The organism is Methylocaldum sp. 14B (assembly GCF_002005105.1).
Classification (GTDB): domain Bacteria; phylum Pseudomonadota; class Gammaproteobacteria; order Methylococcales; family Methylococcaceae; genus Methylocaldum.
Genome location: NZ_MSCV01000021.1, coordinates 63,662 through 86,259 on the forward strand (window position 1 = coordinate 63,662; position 22,598 = coordinate 86,259).

General features: G+C 58.4%; 18 protein-coding genes and 1 riboswitch. Of the genes, 12 read left to right on the top strand and 6 right to left on the bottom strand.

Features of this window, described 5'->3' with window-relative positions; translation table 11 throughout:
- Positions 1 to 17: 17 nt before the first annotated feature.
- The gene (locus tag B2A78_RS15695; RefSeq protein ID WP_077730952.1) at positions 18 to 428 is read right to left on the bottom strand and encodes a DMT family transporter; all 411 of its coding nucleotides are present in this window, start codon (positions 426 to 428) and stop codon (positions 18 to 20) included.
- Positions 425 to 1,297, bottom strand: coding sequence for an aldo/keto reductase (locus tag B2A78_RS15700; protein ID WP_077730953.1), 873 nt, complete (start codon positions 1,295 to 1,297; stop codon positions 425 to 427). Before B2A78_RS15700 ends, B2A78_RS15695 begins: the two co-directional genes overlap by 4 nt.
- Positions 1,298 to 1,497: 200 nt before the next feature.
- On the opposite strand from B2A78_RS15700, the gene minC reads away from it, so the two are divergent.
- The 4 genes from minC to B2A78_RS15720 all read left to right on the top strand — a co-directional run bounded on the left by minC (position 1,498) and on the right by B2A78_RS15720 (position 5,518).
- On the top strand, positions 1,498 to 2,235 hold the full coding sequence (minC, locus tag B2A78_RS15705; RefSeq protein ID WP_077730954.1) for a septum site-determining protein MinC: 738 nt from the start codon (positions 1,498 to 1,500) through the stop codon (positions 2,233 to 2,235).
- A gap of 29 nt (positions 2,236 to 2,264) precedes the next feature.
- Entirely contained in the window at positions 2,265 to 3,074 is an 810-nt protein-coding gene (gene minD / locus B2A78_RS15710; protein ID WP_077730955.1) for a septum site-determining protein MinD, read from the top strand.
- Positions 3,075 to 3,076: 2 nt separating this feature from the next.
- Positions 3,077 to 3,355 carry a cell division topological specificity factor MinE gene (minE, locus tag B2A78_RS15715; protein ID WP_077730956.1) on the top strand — a complete coding sequence of 93 codons (279 nt, stop codon included), beginning with the start codon at positions 3,077 to 3,079 and terminating at the stop codon, positions 3,353 to 3,355.
- Positions 3,356 to 3,829: 474 nt separating this feature from the next.
- Entirely contained in the window at positions 3,830 to 5,518 is a 1,689-nt protein-coding gene (locus tag B2A78_RS15720) for an AarF/UbiB family protein (RefSeq protein ID WP_077730957.1), read from the top strand.
- Positions 5,519 to 5,630: 112 nt separating this feature from the next.
- Here the strand turns inward: B2A78_RS15720 and B2A78_RS15725 are convergent, their stop codons facing one another.
- A complete protein-coding gene (locus B2A78_RS15725; RefSeq protein WP_077730958.1) occupies positions 5,631 to 6,029 on the bottom strand; it encodes a hypothetical protein in 399 nt (132 codons plus the stop codon).
- A 218-nt stretch (positions 6,030 to 6,247) separates the two neighbouring features.
- Positions 6,248 to 8,122, bottom strand: coding sequence for a phosphomethylpyrimidine synthase ThiC (gene thiC, locus B2A78_RS15730; RefSeq protein ID WP_077730959.1), 1,875 nt, complete (start codon positions 8,120 to 8,122; stop codon positions 6,248 to 6,250).
- Between the two features lie 57 nt (positions 8,123 to 8,179).
- A riboswitch (TPP riboswitch) is annotated at positions 8,180 to 8,328 on the bottom strand.
- 149 nt (positions 8,329 to 8,477) lie between these two features.
- On the opposite strand from thiC, the gene B2A78_RS25710 reads away from it, so the two are divergent.
- The gene (locus tag B2A78_RS25710; RefSeq protein ID WP_133716295.1) at positions 8,478 to 8,657 is read left to right on the top strand and encodes a hypothetical protein; all 180 of its coding nucleotides are present in this window, start codon (positions 8,478 to 8,480) and stop codon (positions 8,655 to 8,657) included.
- A 27-nt stretch (positions 8,658 to 8,684) separates the two neighbouring features.
- Here the strand turns inward: B2A78_RS25710 and B2A78_RS15740 are convergent, their stop codons facing one another.
- Positions 8,685 to 9,110: a hypothetical protein gene (locus B2A78_RS15740; RefSeq protein ID WP_077730961.1), complete on the bottom strand. Its 426-nt coding sequence runs from the start codon at positions 9,108 to 9,110 to the stop codon at positions 8,685 to 8,687.
- A 559-nt stretch (positions 9,111 to 9,669) separates the two neighbouring features.
- Here B2A78_RS15740 and B2A78_RS15745 point away from each other — a divergent pair.
- The 7 genes from B2A78_RS15745 to nhaD all read left to right on the top strand — a co-directional run bounded on the left by B2A78_RS15745 (position 9,670) and on the right by nhaD (position 21,894).
- Entirely contained in the window at positions 9,670 to 11,916 is a 2,247-nt protein-coding gene (locus tag B2A78_RS15745) for a CHASE2 domain-containing protein (RefSeq protein ID WP_077730962.1), read from the top strand.
- A gap of 529 nt (positions 11,917 to 12,445) precedes the next feature.
- Positions 12,446 to 15,793, top strand: a complete 3,348-nt coding sequence (locus B2A78_RS15750) for a tetratricopeptide repeat protein (RefSeq protein WP_077730963.1) — start codon at positions 12,446 to 12,448, stop codon at positions 15,791 to 15,793.
- A 678-nt stretch (positions 15,794 to 16,471) separates the two neighbouring features.
- Complete coding sequence (locus B2A78_RS15755; RefSeq protein WP_077730964.1) at positions 16,472 to 17,020, top strand: transposase; 549 nt, start codon at positions 16,472 to 16,474, stop codon at positions 17,018 to 17,020.
- Positions 17,021 to 17,389: 369 nt separating this feature from the next.
- Positions 17,390 to 17,989, top strand: a complete 600-nt coding sequence (locus B2A78_RS15760) for a hypothetical protein (RefSeq protein WP_077730965.1) — start codon at positions 17,390 to 17,392, stop codon at positions 17,987 to 17,989.
- A 709-nt stretch (positions 17,990 to 18,698) separates the two neighbouring features.
- Complete coding sequence (locus tag B2A78_RS15765) at positions 18,699 to 18,950, top strand: hypothetical protein (RefSeq protein WP_077730966.1); 252 nt, start codon at positions 18,699 to 18,701, stop codon at positions 18,948 to 18,950.
- Positions 18,951 to 19,198: 248 nt separating this feature from the next.
- Complete coding sequence (locus B2A78_RS15770; protein WP_133716301.1) at positions 19,199 to 19,864, top strand: Crp/Fnr family transcriptional regulator; 666 nt, start codon at positions 19,199 to 19,201, stop codon at positions 19,862 to 19,864.
- 590 nt (positions 19,865 to 20,454) lie between these two features.
- Positions 20,455 to 21,894 (top strand): sodium:proton antiporter NhaD, encoded by a 1,440-nt coding sequence (nhaD, locus tag B2A78_RS15775; protein WP_077730967.1) that lies wholly within the window; start codon positions 20,455 to 20,457, stop codon positions 21,892 to 21,894.
- Positions 21,895 to 22,075: 181 nt separating this feature from the next.
- On the opposite strand, the gene B2A78_RS15780 is transcribed toward nhaD, so the two are convergent.
- Entirely contained in the window at positions 22,076 to 22,384 is a 309-nt protein-coding gene (locus tag B2A78_RS15780; protein WP_240502555.1) for a hypothetical protein, read from the bottom strand.
- Positions 22,385 to 22,598 lie beyond the last annotated feature (214 nt).

Genomic DNA, 22,598 nt, shown 5'->3' on the forward strand with positions numbered 1-22,598 from the left:
AACCGACTAATCGCTCTTCAAGTGCTAACCAATACCATCGCGATCAGACCTAGTACGATCCCGATCGCTTGCTTGAGAGTAACCGACTCGTTCAAGAAAAAATAGGCCAGAACCACGGCGACGGTCGGATACAAGGCCGTAGCCGTGGAGACCAACACAACCGGGCCTTTGGTCATGGCATAAAGATAAGCGAAAGCTCCCATGGCCCCGAGGATCCCGGTGCTCAACGCCAACACCATGCCGCGCGGCTCCGTGGCCGGCTTGAAGACGAAAAGGGCCAGAACAACCAGCGCTACGACGAGCCCGCCGGCAGCCTCGTAAATAATGGCGCTTTTGGGATCGATATAGCGCGTGGTGAGTTTCGGCAGAAATGCCCAAATTCCCCAGCAGATGAATGCCGTCGTCGCGGGCAAAAGCCAATGAGTCACCGAAGTTCCGGTATGTTGTCGATTGCGCGAACATCCTCCGGATCGAGGTGGACGTGCAAGGCGCGCATGCTGTCCGCGATGCTGGTCGGCTTGCTGGCTCCCGGAATGGGAATGATATGCTCGCCTTTGGCCAGCAGCCAGGCCAAGGCGATGCCATAACGGGACGATCGGTACTTTTCGGCCAGACGTTCGAACAATTCGCTGTGACCGAGACGAACGTGACCGTAGTGTCCGCCTACCGGACTATGAGGGATATAGGTGATGCCTTTCAAACCGCAATAGTCGATCACGCCGTTGGCGAAATCCTGCTTTTCGAACGGATTGCAACGGTTCTGGACGGAAACGATAGGCGCGTGATCGAGAGCGGCCTGGAGAATGTCCAGGCTAGTGATATTGGATAGCCCGATATGCCTGATTTTGCCTTCGTCCCGGAGCTTTATCAGCTCTTCCAGAGAAGGCAGCAAGCCGATATTGGGATCGACGGCATGAAGCTGATATAACTCGATGCAATCCGTCTTCAGGTCTTTGAGGCTTCGTTCGCAGGACTCCCGCAAAAATTTCGGGTCCCCGTCGATCACCCACTCGCCGCCCGGGCGCCTGAGACCGCCTTTGGTTGCGATGACAACCTGATCCCGTTTGCCGAGTTGGTCCAGAACTTTGGCGATGAGGCGTTCATTGTGCCCGATGTCGGAATCGTCCAGACAATAAACGTTTGCCGTATCGATAAAATTGCCGCCCTCGGCGAGAAAGGTCTCGATGACTTGAAACGCTTGTTCTTCGCTGGGCCTGCCTTGGATGGACAACGGCATGGCACCTAGCCCGACGGGCACAACCCTAATGCCGGTACCATCTATCTCTCTTTGGCTCATGAAGCTTCCCTCCTGGCTACGCGCGACGCAGCAAACTGGCGATCGTTTCGAAGATCATAGCATCGTTGGCGCGTGCCCTGCTCGCTCGATGGAACCTCAGTCGGGAAATTCGCTTTTCGCGGCTTGCGTTTACGCAAATTTTAAGGGAGTGATAGAATGCGCCCATCGCAAATTCCGCCGATGAGCCCCGCCCAATCAGGATGCCCGTCAAGTCTAACGAACAGTCGGCCCGGTCCGTTTCGCTCGAAATCAAATCGGGTTCCATTACGCTGCCGATCCTGAAGCTTTCGAACAGCGACACCGCGCTTGTCGCCCAACAGCTCAGAGACAAGATCCGGCAAGCACCGGAATTTTTCCGTAATGCCCCGGTGGTGATCGATCTCAGCGACCTGCCCAACAACGCCTATGTCGATTTCTTCGATTTGATCGACATCCTGCACGATCATCATTTGGTTCCGGTCGGCACCCGCGGCGGAAGTTCAAGGCTGCAAGCGGCGGCGCAAGACGCGAAACTGGCCATATTTCCGGAACATAAGCACGAAACCGTCGCCGGACCAGCGCCTGCGCCTTCCGCTTCGAAATCCTCATCGCGCGCGACGGCCAAGCTGCCGAGCGGAAGCAAACTGATCGAGCAGCCGGTCCGTTCCGGGCAGCGGATTTACGCCTCCGGCGCCGACCTGATCGTTCTGTCCCAAGTCAGTCCCGGGGCGGAGGTCATGGCGGACGGAAATATCCATATTTACGGCTCACTCCGCGGACGTGCATTGGCGGGGGTACAGGGAAACCTGGATGCGCGGATTTTCTGCGCGGACCTGCAAGCAGAACTGATTGCCATCGGCGGACACTACAAGATCAGCGAAAATTTGGACGAATCCATGCGCGGCAAGCCGGTGCAAATTTATCTGCGCGACAGTTCGTTAATCATCGAAAACCTGTAAACAAAGCTTTTTGAATCTGGAGAGCACGAGTGGCGAGAATTATCGTTGTGACTTCCGGAAAGGGGGGTGTTGGCAAAACGACCACCAGCGCCGCCGTTTCCATGGGATTGGCGTTGAAAGGCCACCGCACCGCTGTCATCGATTTCGACATCGGGCTGCGCAACCTGGATCTCATCATGGGGTGCGAGAGACGCGTGGTCTATGACTTCGTGAACGTCATCAATCAGGAAGCCACCTTGAATCAGGCCCTGATCCGAGACAAACGCTGCGAGAACCTTTACATTCTGCCCGCTTCGCAAACCCGCGATAAGGATGCGCTCACCCTGGATGGTGTCGAGCGAGTTCTGAACGAGTTGTCCGAAACCTTCGAATACATCGTCTGCGACTCCCCCGCCGGCATAGAACGCGGCGCGAATCTGGCGATGTATTTTGCCGACGACGCGATTGTCGTCACCAACCCGGAAGTTTCTTCGGTCCGCGACTCGGATCGCATGCTGGGCATACTCGCCAGCAAGTCCCGCCGCGCCGAACAGGGACTTGAACCGATCAAGGAATATCTCCTCTTGACCCGCTATTCCCCGCAACGGGTCAAACTGGGCGAAATGCTCAGCGTGGACGACGTACAGGAGATTCTCTCCTTGCATCTGCTCGGCGTAATACCGGAATCGAAAGCCGTGCTCAGTGCATCCAACGCGGGAACGCCGGTCATTCTCGACGACAAGAGCGATGCCGGCCAGGCATATGCCGATGTGATACGCCGGTACTTAGGCGAAAATGTCCCCCATCGCTTCCTCGAAGAGGAAAGGAAAGGCTTGTTCGGTCGGCTGTTCGGGGGTTAATTATGGGACTCTTGGATTATTTTCGAAGTTCTCGGCCGTCGAGTGCGGCTATCGCCAAAGAGCGTCTTCAGATCCTGGTGGCGCACGAACGCTCGCAGCGCTCTCAACCCGAATATCTCGCCGCCATGCAAAAGGATTTGCTGGAAGTGATCCGCAAATACGTGAACATAGACCAAAACGCCATCACGGTTTCCATGGAACAGGATGAAAACCGCGAGATTTTGGAACTCAATATCGTCCTGCCCGAAGATAACGAGCGCAAGCGAAGTCCACGGCGCTGAATGACACGCCATAATGACCCTCAGCCAAGCGTCGACGCCGCTGCCGACGAAAGCTGAATGCGCCCCGACGCGCAGCCGGGAAACCGACCTAGATAGGTACGATGTCCAGCAGACGCTCGGCTGGCTGGCGCGATAAGCCAATCGTGTAACATAAGGTAAGAAATATCCCCCTTGGCAACCGATCTAAGGGTTCGGCGAGCGAATCGGCGTCCGCAGCGGGATGGGCATCTCTGGCGCTCCCAGAGATGCCGTTTGCGATTGGAAGGGGCGCTTCGGTGCTCCCGAAGCGACCGTTTGCGATTGGAAGGGTCGTCCGGGTGTTCCCCGGATGACCGTTTGCGATTGGAGGGTGTAAGGAATGCGGGCTAGGATAGCGGCGTTCAGGCAGCCCGCCACACAACCGCGCTCGTCGAATTCCGTCGCGGCGATCGGCACGGATTTTGAGCGTTTCCTCCAATAGCGAATCATTCGACGATGATACTTGAAACTCTGAGTGCAATGCGTGATCTCGGGCGATTGCACGACATCGCGTCCATCCTGATCCGCTATGGTTTCGGCGACATGGTCAAGCGCCTGGGACTCGAGCGGCTGCTGGAAAAGGCCGGGCGGGCGCTCAACTGGACCCGCTTCGAGGAGCTGCTTCGCCTCGATCCGCCGCAACGCGTGCGCAAGGCCATGGAAGAGATGGGGCCGACCTTCATCAAGTTCGGCCAAATCCTTGCCACTCGCGTGGACTTGTTTCCACCGGACTGGATCACGGAATTCGAAAAACTGCACGACCGGGTGCCGCCGCTTCCTTTCGAGAAACTGCGATCGCAGATCGAGGAAGATTTGAGCGGGTCGGTCAGCGAAGTGTTTGTCGAGTTCGACGAAACGCCTTTGGCCGCCGCCTCCATCGCACAAGTCCATCGAGCCCGTCTTCCCGACGGTCAACAGGTGATCGTCAAGATTCGCCGCCCCGGTATCCGCCCGACCATCGAAGCGGATTTACGCCTGCTCGAGCGTCTGGTTGGAATCGTCGAGCACGAATTCCCCGACGTCAGTCGATTCCATCCGCAAGAAGTACTGCGGCAATTCAAGATCTCCCTGCGCAACGAGCTCGATCTGCTGACCGAGGGACGGAACACCGAGCGGGCCGCCGATAATTTCGCGGGCGACCCCACGATCGTGATCCCCAAAGTTTACTGGGAATACTGCGGCGAGCGGATCAATGTTCAGCAATATATCGAAGGGATAGCCGGACGGGATCTCAAGGCGCTCGACGCCACGGGACTCGATCGCAAGATTCTGGCTCAACGCGGCGCGGACGCCGTGCTCAAGATGGTATTGATCGACGGCTTTTTCCATGCCGACCCACACCCCGGCAACTTTATTTTTCTACCCGAAAACAGGCTGGCTTTCATCGATTTCGGCATGGTCGGCTCGCTGTCGGAATCGCGGCGGGACCAAGTGGTGGACATGCTCAATGCCATCGTGGTCCGGGATGCCGCCACGGTGGTGGACGTATTGCTGGATTGGGCAGGCGAAGCCGCGCCCAGCACCGAGCGACTGGTCGCCGAAGTGGGCATGTTCATCGATAAATATCACGGCGTCGCGCTCAAACAGCTCCGTCTGGGCGACATGCTCACAGAAATGACGAGTCTGATGCGGGACCACCAGCTTACCCTGCCGCCAGATTTGACCATGCTGTTCAAGGCGCTGATCACACTCGAGGGTACCGGACGCCAGCTCGATCCCGATTTCGACATCGTCGCGCAAGCGACTCCGCTATTGCAGCAAGCCAGCGTGCTTCGGTACCACCCGGACACACTGCTTCGAAAAGGCCGGCGCAATCTGGCCAGCCTGATGTCGGTCCTGAGTGCCCTGCCGCAAGACATCCGAAGACTAATGAGGCTCCTCCGGAGCGGAGCCGTCAACGTTCACGTGGACCTCAGCCAGTTGGACCGTTTCGGGATGCTCATGGACCGGGCCGCCAGCCGATTAACCGTAGGCATGGTGACCGCTTCGCTCATCATCGGATCGTCCATCGTCATGACCGTCAGCGGCGGCCCCACCCTGTTCGGCCTGCCCGCCCTCGGCGTTTTGGGGTTTACCGCCGCCGGCATCGGCGGATTATGGGTGCTGATCTCGATTTGGAAAACCTCGCGCAGAGGGGAAAGATAGCCTCGAATCGGTTCTTAGGGCAGATTTTCGTCGCGCCGCCGGAGACCGCCCGCGGCGGAATCGCCGTCGCGATCCGCTCGATCCCTGCAGGCGGGTCTTCGTTCTCCGAGGCTTATTGGTGGTGTACCGGACGCGGCGCGCTGGGAGCGGTGGTCGCGGCTACATCGTTCTCGATGATGGTGCGGTCGTCGATCTTCAGAAGGGTGATGCCCTGATCCATGACGTAACGGCATTCGGCGCGTTTCGCCGAGCCGACGTTGTTCCAGATCAAGGTGACGTATTTAACGTGATCGCTGTCGGATTCGGACGGGCTGTAGGGATGAGTGCCGATTTCACTCTTTACCGCCTCGGTGCATTTGTCCAAAGCCAAACTGCTGAGCAGGTTCGATGTTTGCAGGAAGGCGCCTTGCATTTTTTCCTGCTGAGTTTCGCGCGTCGTGCCGACGATGATAAAACCGACGATCATGACGATGGCGAACCCGATTGCGCCTTTGACGACGTTCGATTCCATGATTTCCTCTCTTTTCTTATGGTTGGAAACGCAGGCGACTATAGCAAAAAACACGATACATTAGGTCACCTGCCGTCAACTCAACCGCCGCCTCAATAAAATTTTTCTGCGTGGCACGGCACTGCGATGGGGCATCAGAGAAGGGACAGCCTGCAACCGCGTTTTGCGACCGCAGGCGAGTGTCACCATGATATGAGCAAGATTCCATTCGGCAACGGTCACGCCTTACGGTAAATCTCCGCCCCGCTCTTCACGAATTCCTCCGCCTTCTCCTCCATACCCGCCGTCAAGGCCTCGTTTTCCTTGAGTCCATGGGTTTGCGCGTAATCGCGCACGTCCTGGGTAATCCTCATCGAGCAGAAGTGCGGGCCGCACATGGAGCAGAAATGGGCCAGCTTGGCGCCTTCCTGGGGCAGTGTTTCGTCGTGGAATTCCAGGGCCTTCTCCGGGTCCAGGCTGAGATTGAACTGGTCCGCCCAGCGGAATTCGAAACGCGCCTTGGACAAGGCGTTGTCGCGAACCTGCGCGCCCGGATGGCCCTTGGCCAGATCGGCGGCATGAGCGGCGATCTTATAGGCGATGATGCCGTCGCGGACATCCTGCTTGTTGGGCAGTCCCAAATGCTCCTTGGGGGTGACGTAGCAGAGCATGGCGGTTCCGAACCAGCCGATCATGGCGGCCCCGATGGCCGAGGTGATGTGATCGTAGCCCGGCGCGATGTCGGTGGTGAGCGGCCCCAGGGTGTAGAAGGGCGCTTCCCGGCAAAGTTCCAATTGTTTTTCAACGTTTTCCTTGATCATGTGCATGGGCACATGGCCGGGACCTTCGATCATGGTCTGCACGTCGTGCTTCCAGGCGATCTCGGTCAGCTCGCCCAAGGTCTTGAGTTCGGCGAACTGGGCCTCGTCATTGGCATCGGCGATGGAGCCGGGCCTAAGGCCGTCGCCCAGGCTGAAGCTAACGTCGTAGGCTTTCATGATCTCGCAGATTTCCTCGAAATGCGTGTAGAGGAAATTCTCCTTGTGATGGGCCAGGCACCACTTGGCCAGAATCGAGCCGCCGCGCGACACGATGCCGGTCACGCGTTTTGCGGTCAGCGGAATGAAGCCTAAGCGCACGCCGGCATGGATGGTGAAATAATCCACGCCCTGCTCGGCCTGCTCGATCAGGGTATCGCGGAAAATCTCCCAGGTCAGTTCCTCGGCTTTGCCGTCCACTTTTTCCAAGGCCTGATAAATGGGTACCGTACCGATCGGCACCGGCGAATTGCGGATGATCCACTCGCGCGTCTCGTGGATGTTTTTGCCGGTGGACAAATCCATCACCGTGTCCCCGCCCCAGCGGATCGACCACAGCATTTTTTCCACCTCTTCCTCGATCGAGGAGGTGACGGCCGAGTTCCCCAGGTTGCAGTTGATCTTCACCAGGAAATTGCGGCCGATGATCATCGGCTCGGATTCCGGATGATTGATATTGGCCGGGATGATGGCGCGGCCGCGGGCGACTTCGTCCCGGACGAACTCCGGGGTGATGACCTTGGGGATGGACGCGCCGTAGGATTCGCCCGGATGCTGGAGCTTGTACATCTCGCTGACCGCTTCCAGGCGCTGATTTTCGCGGATGGCGATGAATTCCATCTCCGGCGTGACGATGCCTTTCCTCGCGTAATGCATCTGAGTCACGTTAGCCCCGGTTTTGGCCCGGCGCGGCCGGCGGATATGCTCGAAGCGGAAATGGGCGAGAGCGGGGTCGGCCTGGCGCTTCCGTCCATACTCGGAACTCGGCCCGGAAAGCTCCTCGGTATCGCCGCGCTCCCCGATCCAGGCTTCGCGCAAAGGCGGCAAGCCCAGACGCAGATTAATACTTACTTGCGGATCGGTATAAGGCCCGGATGTGTCATAGACATAAATCGGCGGGTTCTTTTCGGCGCCGAAACTGGCCGGAGTGTCGGATTGAACGACCTGGCGCATGGGCACGCGGACATCGGGACGGCTGCCCTGGACATAAATCTTTTCTGAAGCGGCGAACGGCCGTATGGAAGCTCGTTTGGCGGTTACTGCTTCATGCAGGAATTCTTCGGGAAATGCGCTCATCGCTTTCTCCTGGTTCAAAAACGGAAAAAGGGGGCGCAGGCAAGACGGGTCCATCGCCAGGCTCAGGACAGGCTTTCCTACGCCGGTGTTAACCGGATCAGGTTCGAAGGGTGTTTCTCAGCCCTGCGGGACACGGTCGTCGGTGAGCCGGTTCGCAAATGATCGACCACGCCGAGAACGGCAGCAGGGCACCCCCAGCCTTACGGATATGGGGCTAAGCTAAAGCATGAAAGGGGATTTGGCAAGGCAGGGGGCCGCCGAGTGCGAGGCGATCGGAGCGTTTCGATTCTTCCGCCCATCGAGCGGATTTATCTGCCGAAATGAATGGCGTACGCAGATTGCCAAGGAGGTACCGATGGAAACGGTAATCAAAAATGTCATTCGCATGTTTAACGGATATGGCTATGCCGTTGCGGGCGTCGTGATCGGCTTTTTCGACGATCCCGCCCAGGCACAGGCATGTGCCTTTCAGATCATTAATCTGACCCATTACGAAGTCGACGTTTTCGGAAGTCAACTGATCATGGTGCTTTGAGCGTGGAGACAGGGTGCTACGCAGCCCCTACCAGCTCTGAATGGCGGCTTGCGACCGTCTCGGCCGTCCGAGCGCAAACTGTCGGTATATGAACCAGAATCGCCACACGGATTCCGGAATTTCCGGCAGAGTGTGATGCCGCAGTCCGGGATCGAATAGCGCTCGCGGCTCGAACGCATCGTACGACCGCAGATCGTCAGCCGTGAGCCGGCCGGTGCGAAACGTGTCGGGAGATACCGGGGCAATGAGCAAGCGCCCATGTTTGAGCTCCGGTTCCGTCAGCGCCAGCAGCAGTTTCCCATTGACCGCATCGGCACCCTCGATCAGGCGCCCCTCCGCATCGCACCAATACCCGCCGGTCTCGAGGGGAATATCGGTGGAACCTTCGAAACGCAAGCGAAACGTATAAATCTCCAGGTCCGACGCCCTTTCATTATGCGGATTTGTCTTCATCGGCCGGGCCCCTCCAACGTTTCGTAGATGCCTTAGGCTAGGACGAAGCAAACGATAATTCCGTGACGTATTTCCCAATTTCACTCCGTATAATGTAGCCGGCTCCGGGAACTAGCCCGCATTTCTCACACCTTTTCGTAGCGAGGGCCTCGAGACGCCGCCGTGGCGCGCCGCACGGACTGAGCGACGGCGAAGGCGTAGCCGACACTACGTCGAGATCGCGAACGATGCCCGTCCTGAGCTTAGTCGAAGGGCGGTTCGTTCCTCACGGCATCCTACTGCCTCTGTTTGCGATTGGAAGGGTCATTCGGGTGCTCCAATCGCAAACGACCTGGCCGGGAGCGCCGGCCAGCCCCTTCCCCGGATGACCGTTTGCGATTGGAGGGTGTGAGAAATGCGGGCTAGTGCCGGCGGGACCGTGGACTGTTCTGGACAGCTCCCCCCAACCGGCGAAGGATTCTTGCGATCAGGACGGATTCCTTTCAGGATTTGTTGTAGTGACATCAGCCAATGACCGTTCCCCTCGTCAAAGTGCGAATCACGGGACTCGAAACACCTTATGAGCATTCGTATCCGCCTGGTACTTGAGGGCCTTCGGCGCGTCCGAGCGCCGCTTCTGATCGCGCTCAGCGGTTTAATGCTCGGCGTCGTACCCGCACTGACACAACTCGAACAGGAATTCGATCTCGGCCTGCTTTACCGTCTGAGAGGCGCAGAAAAACCTCCCGAGGATATCGTGATCGTCGGCATTGATCACGAGTCCGCGTTGCGCCTGCAGACGCCGAACGATCCGCAGTCATGGCCTCGCCGGCTCAATGCGCAGGTCATTCGGAACATTCAAGCATCCGATGCCGAACTGCTCGCGTTCAATGTGTTTTTTTTCAGTCCGGCGTCCGATCCGGACGACGACCGGGACATGGCCGACGCCATGCGCCGGATGGGGCGCGTCGTACTGACCGATTACGTCAAGCCGCGCCAGGTTTCCGAGGGCGTATACCTGGAATCGGTGGTACATTCCACGGACCGATTGGCCGATGCGGCTCTGGCGACCGCGCCGTTTCTGCTGCCGAGGGAGGACAATGGGATAAACCGCTTTCTCACCTTCTTCGGAGAAGAAGGTCAGGCGACCTTGCCCACCCGGCTGTTGTTGGCCCATGCCTTGCTTAAGGCCCGTGACGATTTGTTACGCGTTTTCGGGGACGCTGCACCGGGCGCCGCAGACTTCCTCAAAAATCAGCCGACCGAGCGGGAGCAATTCGATACCTTGCAGAGGGAACTCACCGCACTGCTCCAATCGCGGTCCGATCTGCTTTCAATTCTCGAAAAGACCCTACAGCAAAGACTCATACCGGAAAAAACGCGCCTGATGCTGCGCGCCCTGTTCCGTGTTCATGAAAACGGGCGGTCGCGTTATTTCAATCACTACGGACCCACTCGCACCTTTCCGACCATTCCCTATTACAAACTTGCCGAGTCGTCATCCGAAGAACTCTTGAAGTCGCTCGGGGGCAAGATCGTCCTGATCGGGTATCTCGAGGATTTTCAACCCGAATATACCGAAGGTCTGTTCAATTCACCGTACTCCACGGTCAGTTCGGTGGAGCTGGCGGCGACGGCGCTGGCCAACCTGCTCGAAGACAAATCGGTGCTGCCGGCGCTTACACCGCTGAAGGAACTCATTTGGCTATTCCTTTGGGGACTTGCGCTCGGTTCATGCGCTCAACTGCTCTCGATTCAAAGGGCTATGGTCTTTATCGCGGCGCTGAGCGGCGGGTATTTGTTGACGGCATGGGCGCTATTCCGCGCCGACGGCTTGTGGCTGCCCCTGTTCATCCCGCTGATTTGGCAGGCACCGGCAGCCGTAATGAGCAGTGTGCTCATTAGCCACCTACGGCGGGTTCGGCGCGAGGAAAAAATGCAGTCGGTGATCGAGCGTTTCATTCCGGTCGACGTGTTCAGCCAGCTCACCCGCGATGAGGACATAAAAGCATTGCCGTCGTACGGACGTTTGACCCACGGCATCTGCCTCGCCACCGACGCGGGGCGCTACTCATCCTTGGCCGAGACCATGGAGCCGATGGCCCTCGCCGATCTTATGAACGATTATTACCGGGTCATCTTTCAGCCCGTGGCGCGGCACGGGGGTTGGATCTCCGACGTAATCGGGGATGCCATGCTGGCGATTTGGATCACCGAAGGAGACGATTCGGAAACGAGGCGCAACGTGCTGCAGGCCGCCTTGGAAATCCAGCAAGCGGTCCGCCGGTTCGAACAAACTCATGGGCTCGATTTTCCGGTGCGGATCGGGATTCACTGCGGCGAGCTCCGCATCGGTTATATCGGCACCGACAGCCGCGGCGAAATCCGGGCGGTCGGCGATACGGTCAACATCGCCGCGCGACTGGAAGCCTTGAACAAGATACTCGGCACCGAAATCCTGGTGTCGGAAGCGGTGCTGGCGGACATTGCCGAGATCCGGGCCAGACACTTGGGACAATTTCTCCTGGCCGGAAAAACCAGGCCGGTATCCGTAGCGCAGTTGATTTCTCCCTCGGAACCGGAAATGTCCCGCTGGCAAGAACTCAATGCCCGGTTTCAGATTGCCCTGGGGCACTTCGAGGCAGAACGGTGGCCCGAAGCCTATGCCGATTTCAATCAGCTTGTCCTACAATTACCCGATGACGGACCGGCCCGGTTTTATCTTAAGACATGCGAGACGCGTCTCGGGGGAGCGCATGCGGCCGGCGGCCAGCCGCTCGGCATTCGCATCGAAAAATCGGACTCGGCCCGTCCGTTGACCAAATGACGCGGTAGCGACGCAATGGGTTTTTAATTCACCAGGCAGGCACCGGCGTTTAGACGTAGGTCGGCAATCCCTTGCCGACAAAGTCCGCGGGCTGACTCGTTACGTCGGGAAGGGATTCCCGACCTACAGGGTGCTCAGTCGTAGGTCGGCAATCCTTTGCCGACGAAACCGTGGGCCGGGCCGTGGCGTCGGGAAGGGATTCCCGACCTACAAAGCGGCACGATCGTAGGTCGGCAATCCTTTGCCGACGAAGCCGTGGGCCGGGTCGTTACGTCGGGAAAGGATTCCCGACCTACAAAGCGGCACGATCGTAGGTCGGCAATCCTTTGCCGACAAGTCGCCGTTTACGATTGGAATGCGGGCATCCAGAGCACAAGGATGTGATTCAAGGCCAATGTCATCCCTGGCTTCTGGATTCATGCCGGAATGACGAGGTCGGGCTTAATTAACGGCATTGGAGCTTACCTGGGGGACCGGAGCACATGCGTAAGTCCATTAACAATAACTCAATAATACTTTTCGCAGCTCGATGCACATATCTGCCAAATTGTTCCTGACGATCGCTGCCGCACTCGTCGCAAGCAATCCCGGTATCGCCGCCACATGCGAACAATGGGCCGCCCGGCTGGTGTCGGCGCAGGGCCAGGTCGAGATCCAGTCCTCGGGAAAGCCGTCATGGACGCCGGTGGAGGCCGAACAGGTCTTCTGTCCCGGCGACAAAATCCGGACCATGATTCGCAGCCGCGCATCGCTGCTGTTGCCGAATCAAACTTATATTTCGCTCGACCAGGACACCACCGTGGTGTTTTCCAAGGTGAAGGCGGAAGAGCCGTCCTGGCTCGAGCTGCTTACCGGCGCCTTGTACGCCCGCAGCCGAACGCCCAAGCCCCTCGATATCCGGACCCCGTTCATCAACGCCGCCATCAAGGGCACCGAGTTCCTCATCAAGGCCGGGCCGCAAGGCGGCCAGGTCACGGTATTCGAAGGCGAGGTGGAAACCTCGAACGCCGAAGGACGAGTCGTGCTCAAGGACGGCCAGACCGCCGTCGCTGCTCGCGACGAGGCGCCGCGCCTGGCTCTGGAAATCCGTCCGGAAGACGGCGTCCAGTGGGCGCTTTATTTCCCGCCGCTGGTGGATTACGCCGCCCTCCAGGCCCGAGTCCGCGACCCGAACGTCGCCGAAGGCATTCGCCTCTACGCCGACGGGAACATCGCCGGAGCCCTGGCTGCGCTGGACCGCGTGCCGGAAGCCAGCCGCGACGCCGACTTCGCCGCCCTGTACGCCGGTTTGCTGCTGAGCGTGGGGCGGGTGGACGAAGCGGAACCGCTGCTGGCCGTATATATGGTGGGCGAGAAAACGCCGGCGCCCATAGACGCCTTGCGCTCGGTCATCGCCCTGGCCCGTAACCAGAAAACCGAAGCGCTCCGATTGGCGAATGCCGCGGTTCAAACCGATCCCGCTTCGGCTCCGGGCTGGATGGCGCAATCCTACGCGCGCCAGGCCGATTTCGATCTCGAAGGCGCGCTCGAAAGCATCGACCGCGCGGCGCGCCTCGACAGCAACGACGCCCTGGTCCAGGCGCGCCGGGCCGAACTGCTGGCCGGTCTCGGCCGCTGGTCGGATGCGAGGAAAGCGGCCGAAAACGCGGTCCGGATCAACCCGCACAATCCCCGAGCCCATGTCGTCTTAGGCTTTGTCGAACTCATGGACGGGGACACGTCCGAGGCGCTGACGAGCTTCCGCAAGGGAGCCGAGCTGGATTCGGCCGATCCCCTGGCCCGCTTCGGTTCGGGGCTTGCTTTGGTCCGGCGAGGCGAGCTGAAGGAGGGCACGTCGGCCATCGAAACCGCAGCTAGCCTCGACCCCAGCGACGCCCTGATCCGCAGCTATCTCGGCAAGGCTTATTACGAGCAAAAGCGCAACGCGGTCGCCGAAAAGCAGTTCGATCTCGCCAAGACCTTCGATCCCAAGGACCCCACGCCCTGGTTCTACGAAGCCATCAAGAAGCAGACCGAAAACCGGCCGGTGGAAGCATTCAAGGATCTGCAACACGCGATCGAATTGAACGACAACCGCGCGGTCTACCGCTCCAAACTCGCCCTGGACGACGATCTGGCCGCCCGCAGCGCCGCCCTGGGTCGTATCTATACCGATCTCGGCTTCGGCCAGCGGGCCGTGGTGGAAGGCTGGCGCTCGCTCGGCATCGAACCGGCTAATTATTCCGCGCACCGGCTCCTGGCCGATACCTACTCCTCGCTGCCGCGGCACGAGATCGCCCGCGCCAGCGAAGTGCTGCAATCCCAGTTGCTGCAACCGATCAACACCACGCCGATACAACCCCATCTGGCCGAGGCCCGGCTGCTGATCCCGGACGGGGCGGGACCTTCGCGGCTCTCGTTCAACGAGTTCAATCCCATGTTCACCCGCGACCGCTTCAGCTTCCAGGCCTCCGGCATCGCCGGCAGCAATGACACCTTCGGGGAAGAACTGGTCCATTCGGGGCTTTGGGACAACTTCTCCTACAGCCTGGGCCAGTTCCATTACGAAACCAACGGCTTCCGCAAGAACAACGATCTCCGCCAGGACATCTACAACGTTTTCGCCCAGGGCATGATCAATCCCGGCCTCAGCATCCAGGCCGAATACCGCCATCGGCATCTGGAGCACGGCGATTTGTTTTTCAACGGCGACCTGGAGTTCGTTGACGACACCTTCAAGCGCGAACTGACCACCGACAGCGTGCGGACCGGCCTTCGTTATTCGCCCACTGCGAACTCCGACCTTATTTTTTCGGCAATGTATCTGGATACTTTGCGAAGTAATGGTCAGCAAGCTTCGTTTTTCGGAATGCCGATCGACATCTCGACGACTGCCAGCCAGCGCGGCTTCATGGGCGAAGCCCAGTATATCTACCGGCGCAACCCTTTCGATCTGATCCTGGGCGGCGGCTCCCGCGACATCTCCGCCGATGTAGCCGATGATTTCAGCTTTTTCGCCCAGCGGATCGCTTACGACATCCGCCACAGCAATGCTTATCTCTATTCCCATATCCGCTTTCCGAGCGCCATGACCTGGACGCTTGGGGTCAGCTACGACTCGTCCCGCAATCAATGGATCGGCGATTTCGACCAGGTCAATCCGAAACTGGGGCTGATATGGGAGCTCACGCCCGACACCGTCCTGCGCCTTGCCGCGTTCCGCACCTTCGACCGGGGCATCGAGGAAGATGTGACCATAGAGCCGACCCAGATCGCCGGGTTTAATCAGTTCTTCGACGGTTACCCGGCCACGGATGCCAGGCGTTACGGCGTTGGTCTGGATCACAAGTTTTCGTCCCATCTCATGGCCGGCTTAGAGGCCTCGTTACGCGACGTAATTGTTCCTTTGCCTCTCGCCACGGCTTTGGACGCGCCGATCTTTATCTCGAAACGGGAGGAAATGCTGTATCGCGCCTACGCCTATTGGGCGATCAACGACAATTTCTCCGCTAGCCTCGAATATCAATACGACATCTTCTCGGTCGGAAGTTTGACCTCATACAAGAACCATATTGCCCCGCTCAGTTTGAGCTACTTCCATCCGTCCGGCCTATCCGGCACTGTCACGGTCACCTATGTCAATCAGGAAGCCTTCGAGGCCAACAACGAATCCTTAAAGGGCCATGACGACAACCAATTTGCGCTGCTCGATTTTTCCTTGAAATATCGTTTACCCTATCGCTACGGCACGGCAGGATTCGTCGTCAAGAACCTGCTGGATCAACGATTCGATTTCCTGGGGCAGAATGCCTTCGGTCTTCGAACAAGGCGCCTGGAGGAGACGCCTTTGTTTATTCCGGAAAGGACGATGTTTTTTCAACTCACGCTGGCATTCTGAGGACATCGTGACAATGTCCCGGAATGTCTATCAAATTGAGAGGGACATATATGAGCGATCAGGCACCACAACAACAAAAAGGTAACGCGGCTTGGGAATTCGCTAAGCGGTACAAAAAGTCGCTAATAGCGACTGGCGCAGGGGGCGCAGCACTCTATGCTGCATCTATATGTGGCCTCGCGTGTCCGGCAGGGTATTGGTTTTATTGGGGATCCGGAACTTGCATACCGTGCTGAACTGACCGGGAGGGTGCGCCATGCGCACCCTCCGTCTTGCCGCCGAATCCGCCCGCCGCTCCCCGCACCGCAAACCGCCCACCCCGTCTTCTTCCACCCGCTCTCCAAACTCCCCCGATTTTGTAGGTCGGCAATCCTTTGCCGACGCCACGGCCCGGCCAACGGCTTCGTCGGCAAGGGATTGCCGACCTACGAACTTTTCCCGCCCGTTCTCCAAACTCCCCCGCTTTCGTAGGTCGGGAATCCTTTCCCGACACAAAGCCGTCGACCAGCGCACTTGTCGGCAACGGATTGCCGACCTACGACCGTGCCTCCCTGTAGGCCGGGAATCCCTTCCCGACACAAAGCCGTCGACCAGCGCACTTGTCGGCAAAGGATTGCCGACCTACGATTGTGCCGCCAAGTAGGTCGGCAATCCCTTGCCGACACGCAGGGCCGGCTAATGATCTATATTTCGGCTACCACTGATTCTTTTACGCTCATGCCTCGCTATCGACGGTATTGTCTTGCCGGCCACCCCGTCTTCGTTACCTTGGTCACCCATGGCAGGAATCCATGGCTCGCCGACGAAGCTTCCGTGCAGATCTTGCTCGCCTCCATGAGGTCGGTTAAGGCGGTTTACCGCTATAGGCACTTGGCGCATGTCGTATTGCCGGACCACTTCCATTGGCTGTTCAAACCGGATGACGCGGCCCATCTGCCAAAGATCGTGGCCGCCGTAAAACGGGAGGTGACCTGGCGTTTCAAAACCGTCGCCGGTTTGCCGGGCTCTTGGTGGCAGAACCGATTCTATGATCACATCGTTCGTGACCAGGACGATTTAGCCCGACATTTGGATTACATCCATTTCAATCCGGTCAGGCATGGGATTGCCCGGAATCCAGGCGCATATTCGCACTCCAGCTTCCATGAATGGCGAAGACGCGGCGCCTATCCCGAAGGTTGGGGAGCGAGCGAGCCGCCGTCGATCCAGGGAATGGATTTGGATTAGCGAATGGTCGCGAAAAGGGTTTGTCGGCAAGGGATTGCCGACCTACGACTGTGCCACCTGTAGGTCGGGAATCCTTTCCCGACGCAAAGCCGGTCGATCAGCGCCTTCGTCGGCAAAGGATTGCCGACCTACGACTATTGGGGCACACCGGCATCGGCTGCGTCATCCAAATCCTACAGAAAAATCAGCCGTGGATGACAAGCCTTTTTGCCTCAGTTGAAAGAAGATACGCCGGGTTACACGCCGCCGAATCGTGCGGACGCAAGCCGTCGGCAAGCTTTCACGAATCAGTCCAATAACAACACGCAGAAGGGATTCACTCTCACGGGTTTTTAGACACTTCATACCAACTGATTTGGGAGAACTCGAATGTTATGGAATCGACATCATCAGGCATTGTTAGGTTTGTTCGTGATTTCGATGGCGATCGCACCCGCCGCGCAGGCGGCGGACGGCACGTGCGGCGTCCATAGCCTGAAAGGCCGCTACGGCTTTCAGGCGTCCGGTCGCGTGGAAGTGCCGAGCAAAACGAAGTCCGGGCTCGATTTTTCCGATACGCAGACGGTTCATTTTGCCCAGGTGGGCACCATCGATGCGGACGGCGAAGGCCATGCCTTGATCACAATGACATCGACCAGCGATAGACCCAAAGGCAGCGCCGTTTATACCGTCAACCCCGATTGCACCGGCACCATCCGCTACTTGCTGGGCGATCCCGAGGCCGACGCGGCCGAGAACGGTCCGGGCTATGCCTTCGTCCTCAAACCCGACAACACCTTCAGCTTCATCAGCACTATCACCAACATGGTCCTGACCGGTTCCGCTTGGCAAATCAGCGATGCCGCCAGTGAACCGGTTTCGGGCGGCGCCGGCGGCGGGGGGCTGCTCTATGCGGCAGCGCAATGCAGTCTTATTTGTCCGGCCGGGTACTGGTTTTGGGTTGGATCCGGAACTTGCATACCGTGCTGAACTGACCGGGAGGGTGCGCCACGCGCACCCTCCGACTTGCCGCCGAATCCGCCCGCCGCTCCCCGCACCGCAAACCGCCCACCCCGGCTTCTTCCACCCGCTCTCCAAACTCCCCCGATTTTGTAGGTCGGCAATCCTTTGCCGACGCCACGGCCCGGCCCACGCATTCGTCGGCAAGGGATGGCCGACCTACGACTGTGCCTCCCTGTAGGTCGGGAATCCTTTACAATCGCAAACGGCGTCTCCGGGAGCGCCGGAGACGCCCTTCCCGACGCCACGGCCCGGCTCACGGCTTCGTCGGCAAGGGATTGCCGACCTACGACCGTGTCACCCTGTAGGTCGGGAATCCTTTCCCGACGTAACGGGTCCGCCCGCAGCCTTGTCGGCAAGGGATTGCCGACCTACGACCGAGCTACCCGGTAGGTCGCGAATCCCTTCGCGACATTACCCCACTCGGCCTGCCGACCTACGACTACTGTCATTACACCGAAAACGCCTCGCCCCCTAGACCTCCGAGCGCACTGCACCAAAAAGGGGAATATTTCACAGAATTCCGTTCTCCGGGCGCGTAAGTTGAGTCTAGTTCCCGCAAGAACATCGGCTCATTCCGAAGGGACGATATGCGCGGTTCCGTTCCGCGTCTTCGGACGAGCATTTTGAAAATATCCGACACGATCAGCCTGGGCGATCAACTCAAACGAATAGGCTTATGACATACATGGTTCAAAGAGGCTTTCCCGGACGCCCTACCAGGCTTCTCTATATCGGCGTGTCGGTGATAACGACGATCTTTGCCTTCATATTGGCCCTGGTGCTGTTCGTCTTTCTGCCGCGGGATGGCTTCGAAACCTCGGCGCGTGCGAAAGAACGTTCATCCTCCGGAGTAGTCGTGAACGCCACCGGTATCGATAATCCGGCGAAAGCCGCACTCCCCGAAAAACCGGAATCGGAAAATGAATGAATTCGCTAAGGCTGTGGCCGGCGGAGCTAAACGTACAGGCAGTCCAACCGTCCTCCGCCTTAGATAATCCGATTACGCCTCCGAGGCGACTCTTCGGGACCGAAATTCAGCGCCGGTCCCCTTTTTTTGAGGCCGATGGATCGAATATAAACTAACATTTAGATCTATCGCCCGTCGCACCGTACCTCGAAACTCGAAAAACGACGGGAGAGATCGAGTGTTTTCGTTTTCTTCAGTTGAACGCGATTGTGTCGAAAGAAACGCTTCAGGGGTTAAAAAGCGTCCCCTATTTTTCCGAAGTGCCCGACACCGCTCTGGCGGAACTGGCTTCCTGCGCGGCCATAAAAAGCTATCCCAAGAATTCGATTATCATTCGCGAGGGCGAAGAAGGCGGAGCGCTGTTCATTATTTTGTCCGGCAAGGTGCAGGCTTATCTGAGCAGCGCAAACGGGCGCATGGTGATTCTTTCGACTCAGGGTGCGGGCTCGTTTTTCGGGGAGCTGTCCTTGCTGGACGGCGAACCCCGTTCGGCTTCGATAGCCGCCCTGGAGCCAACAGTGTGCAGCCTGATTCCGCGGCTCGCATTGAAGACTTGGCTGAAAAGCCATCCGGACGCCGCATCCAGCATCATCCGGAGCCTCACTCAGCGGATCCGCAGTTTGACCGAGAACGTTCGAGGGCTCGCGCTGTCGGATGTGTACGGGCGATTGGTTAAAACCCTTTACGACATGGCCGTCGAGAACGAAAACGAATGGATCATCCGGGAAAAACCGACCCACCAGGATCTGGCCAACATCATCGGCTGCTCGCGGGAGATGGTCAGCCGGATCATGAAAGATTTGGAACGCGGCGGCTATCTTTCCGTAGAACGCAAATTCATTCTCATCCGGCGCAAGTTGCCGGCATCCTGGTAACGGAATCGGCGGCCTTCGGCGGTTATGTCGGCAAAGGATTGCCGACCTACGACCGTGTCGCGAGTAGGTCGGGAATCCTTTCCCGACGCCACGGCTGGCCCACGGCTTTGTCGGCAAGGGATGGCCGACCTACGAACCGGTGCCGCCAAGTAGGTCGGGAATCCTTTCCCGACGCCACGGCCCGGCCCACGGCTTCGTCGGCAAGGGATTGCCGACCTACGACCGTGTCGCGAGTAGGTCGGGAATCCTTTCCCGACGCCACGGCCGGGCCAGCGGCTTCGTCGGCAAGGGATGGCCGACCTACGAACCGGTGCCGCGAGTAGGTCGGGAATCCTTGCCCGACGGAGCTGTCTTCAATCGTGCCCATCCAATCGCAAACGTCGCTTTAGCCGCGACCTTCCCTGCCGGAATGTTGGCCCGAGGTTTTGTGTAGATATCCCGGCTCCGGGGAGCCGGGGCATAAAACACATGCTCGGACTCAGAAGCGGCAAATGCTACCATTCTCTACTGAAACACTAAGAATTGTTTGACGCCGCGCTGTTGGCCAGACGCGGCGTGGTTTTTCGCACCGGAAGAAAAAAGGTTCTCGAATGGTTTTGAAGCAGAAGATTTTACTGGCGTTTTTTTTGGCGATCTTTCCGCTCACTGCCCTGGCCATCCCGGCTGAAGGTCAAGCTTTGGATCTGACCGGGCATTTAGTCGGCTATCTGGCGATCGCCGCGTTCGTGCTGGCTTATATCTTCGTCGTCTTGGAAGAAGTCACGGAACTCAAAAAATCCAAACCCATGATGCTGGCGGCGGCGATCATCTGGGCCGCGATCGCCGTCGTCTACAACCTGCAAGGCCAGCCGCAGCTCGCCGAAGACGCGGTGCGGACCTTGGTGCTGGATTACGGCGAACTGCTCCTGTTCCTGATCGTGTCGATCACGTACGTCAATGCGCTCGAGGAACGGCAAGTATTCGAGGCTGTCAGGGCCTGGCTGGTCAGCAAGGGTCTCGGTTATCGCTCATTGTTTTGGATCACCGGGATTCTGGCCTTTTTCATCTCCTCCATCTCCAACAATATGACCACGGCGATGTTGATGACCGCCGTCGTAATGGCCGTCGGCAAGGATAACCCGCGCTTCGTCGCGCTGTCCTGCGTCAACACCGTGGTCGCCGTGAATGCCGGCGGCGCATTCTGCCCTTTCGGCGACATCACGACGCTGATGGTTTGGCAACAGCATAAAGTTACTTTCTGGGGCTTTTTCGTTCTGTTCGTTCCGGCGGTCATCAATTTCGTGCTGCCCGCCGCCATCATGCATTTCGCGATACCGGACGCGCGCCCGGCGGAAATCAAGGATGTCACCAAAATGAAGCGGGGCGCCAAACGGATAGTCGCCTTGTTCCTGCTCACCATCGCGACTGCCGTGGTGTTCTCCAATATCCTGCATTTGCCCGCCGCGGTGGGAATGATGGCAGGTTTGACGTATATCCAGTTCTTCGGCTATTACCTGCACATCACCCATCGAGAAGAACCCGAGGTGCCGACCGAGCTATTGGAAAGGCACGAGGAGGAAGAAGAGGCAGAAGCCCCACCTGGCGAAGAGCGGTTCGATATCTTCCAGAAATTGGCACAGCTGGAGTGGGACACGCTGCTTTTTTTCTACGGCGTGGTGCTGTGCGTGGGCGGACTCGATTTTCTGGGCTATTTGGGGCATGTCTCGCAGTATCTCTACGGCGAATTGGGAGCGACTCCGGCGAACATTCTGGTAGGCATCGCCTCGGCCTTCGTCGACAACATCCCGGTCATGTTCGCGATCTTGTCGATGAACCCGGATCTCTCTATGGGACAATGGCTTTTGGTAACCCTGACCGCCGGAGTCGGCGGCAGCTTGCTGTCGGTCGGCTCGGCGGCGGGCGTCGCGCTCATGGGGCAGACGCGAGGCGCCTACACGTTTCTGAGTCATTTGAAGTGGATGCCGGCGATCGCGCTCGGCTATGCGGGCAGCATCGTCGCCCACTTCTGGCTCAATGCCGCGCTGTTCTGAATGGCGTTAAGCCTACTAGTTTGCGTCGGGAAAGGATTCCCGACCTACTTCGCGGCACCGGTTCGTAGGTCGGCCATCCCTTGCCGACGAAGCCGTGGGCCAGGCCGTGGCGTCGGGAAAGGATTCCCGACCTACAAAGCGGCACAATCGTAGGTCGGCAATCCCTTGCCGACAAAGCCGTCTAAAAAGACGTCTCGAACGGCTTCCGGCCCTTTTTCATCATGACCCCGTAACGGAACAGCACGGCGCAGACCGCTCCGGCCAGAATCGCCGTGACATCCATGCCGATTCCCAGCCAAAAGCCGTGTGTATGAAACGACTCGCCCAGTAGCGAGCGGAGCACGACTTGCATCCAAAACAGGAAACCGCCGTAATAAACGATGACCCCGGCTATGGCCCAAGCCAATGCGGGCAGATTCAACCGTTGAGCGGTTTGATAGAACCAAACCGCGATCGCCAAGATGACGATCATCGATAATGCCGCAATCATAGTTGTAGTTGCCTCCCGTTCGATTTTTTCGGCACTCTATCAAACCGGACAGCGGGCGTGAAGAAATGGAGGCGACCACCAGAGCACCCTGTGCAAAAATTTTGTGCAATCGTGTGCAGCCCTTATGTCATCGGGTCTGGAAGAAATTGTTCTAGGCTTTTGCAGAACTTTATCCACAGATTTTGTGAATAAGTGTTTCATTAGAGTGACAGCC

Excerpts from the sequence above, each read along its gene's own strand:
- B2A78_RS15700 (WP_077730953.1), bottom strand. The coding sequence starts at position 1,297 with ATGAGCCAAAGAGAGATAGATGGTACCGGCATTAGGGTTGTGCCCGTC.
- minC (WP_077730954.1), top strand. The coding sequence starts at position 1,498 with ATGCCCGTCAAGTCTAACGAACAGTCGGCCCGGTCCGTTTCGCTCGAA.
- minE (WP_077730956.1), top strand. The coding sequence starts at position 3,077 with ATGGGACTCTTGGATTATTTTCGAAGTTCTCGGCCGTCGAGTGCGGCT.
- B2A78_RS15720 (WP_077730957.1), top strand. The coding sequence starts at position 3,830 with ATGATACTTGAAACTCTGAGTGCAATGCGTGATCTCGGGCGATTGCAC.
- B2A78_RS15725 (WP_077730958.1), bottom strand. The coding sequence starts at position 6,029 with ATGGAATCGAACGTCGTCAAAGGCGCAATCGGGTTCGCCATCGTCATG.
- thiC (WP_077730959.1), bottom strand. The coding sequence starts at position 8,122 with ATGAGCGCATTTCCCGAAGAATTCCTGCATGAAGCAGTAACCGCCAAA.
- B2A78_RS25710 (WP_133716295.1), top strand. The coding sequence starts at position 8,478 with ATGGAAACGGTAATCAAAAATGTCATTCGCATGTTTAACGGATATGGC.
- B2A78_RS15740 (WP_077730961.1), bottom strand. The coding sequence starts at position 9,110 with ATGAAGACAAATCCGCATAATGAAAGGGCGTCGGACCTGGAGATTTAT.
- B2A78_RS15745 (WP_077730962.1), top strand. The coding sequence starts at position 9,670 with ATGAGCATTCGTATCCGCCTGGTACTTGAGGGCCTTCGGCGCGTCCGA.
- B2A78_RS15750 (WP_077730963.1), top strand. The coding sequence starts at position 12,446 with ATGCACATATCTGCCAAATTGTTCCTGACGATCGCTGCCGCACTCGTC.
- B2A78_RS15755 (WP_077730964.1), top strand. The coding sequence starts at position 16,472 with ATGATCTATATTTCGGCTACCACTGATTCTTTTACGCTCATGCCTCGC.
- B2A78_RS15760 (WP_077730965.1), top strand. The coding sequence starts at position 17,390 with ATGTTATGGAATCGACATCATCAGGCATTGTTAGGTTTGTTCGTGATT.
- B2A78_RS15765 (WP_077730966.1), top strand. The coding sequence starts at position 18,699 with ATGACATACATGGTTCAAAGAGGCTTTCCCGGACGCCCTACCAGGCTT.
- nhaD (WP_077730967.1), top strand. The coding sequence starts at position 20,455 with ATGGTTTTGAAGCAGAAGATTTTACTGGCGTTTTTTTTGGCGATCTTT.
- B2A78_RS15780 (WP_240502555.1), bottom strand. The coding sequence starts at position 22,384 with ATGATTGCGGCATTATCGATGATCGTCATCTTGGCGATCGCGGTTTGG.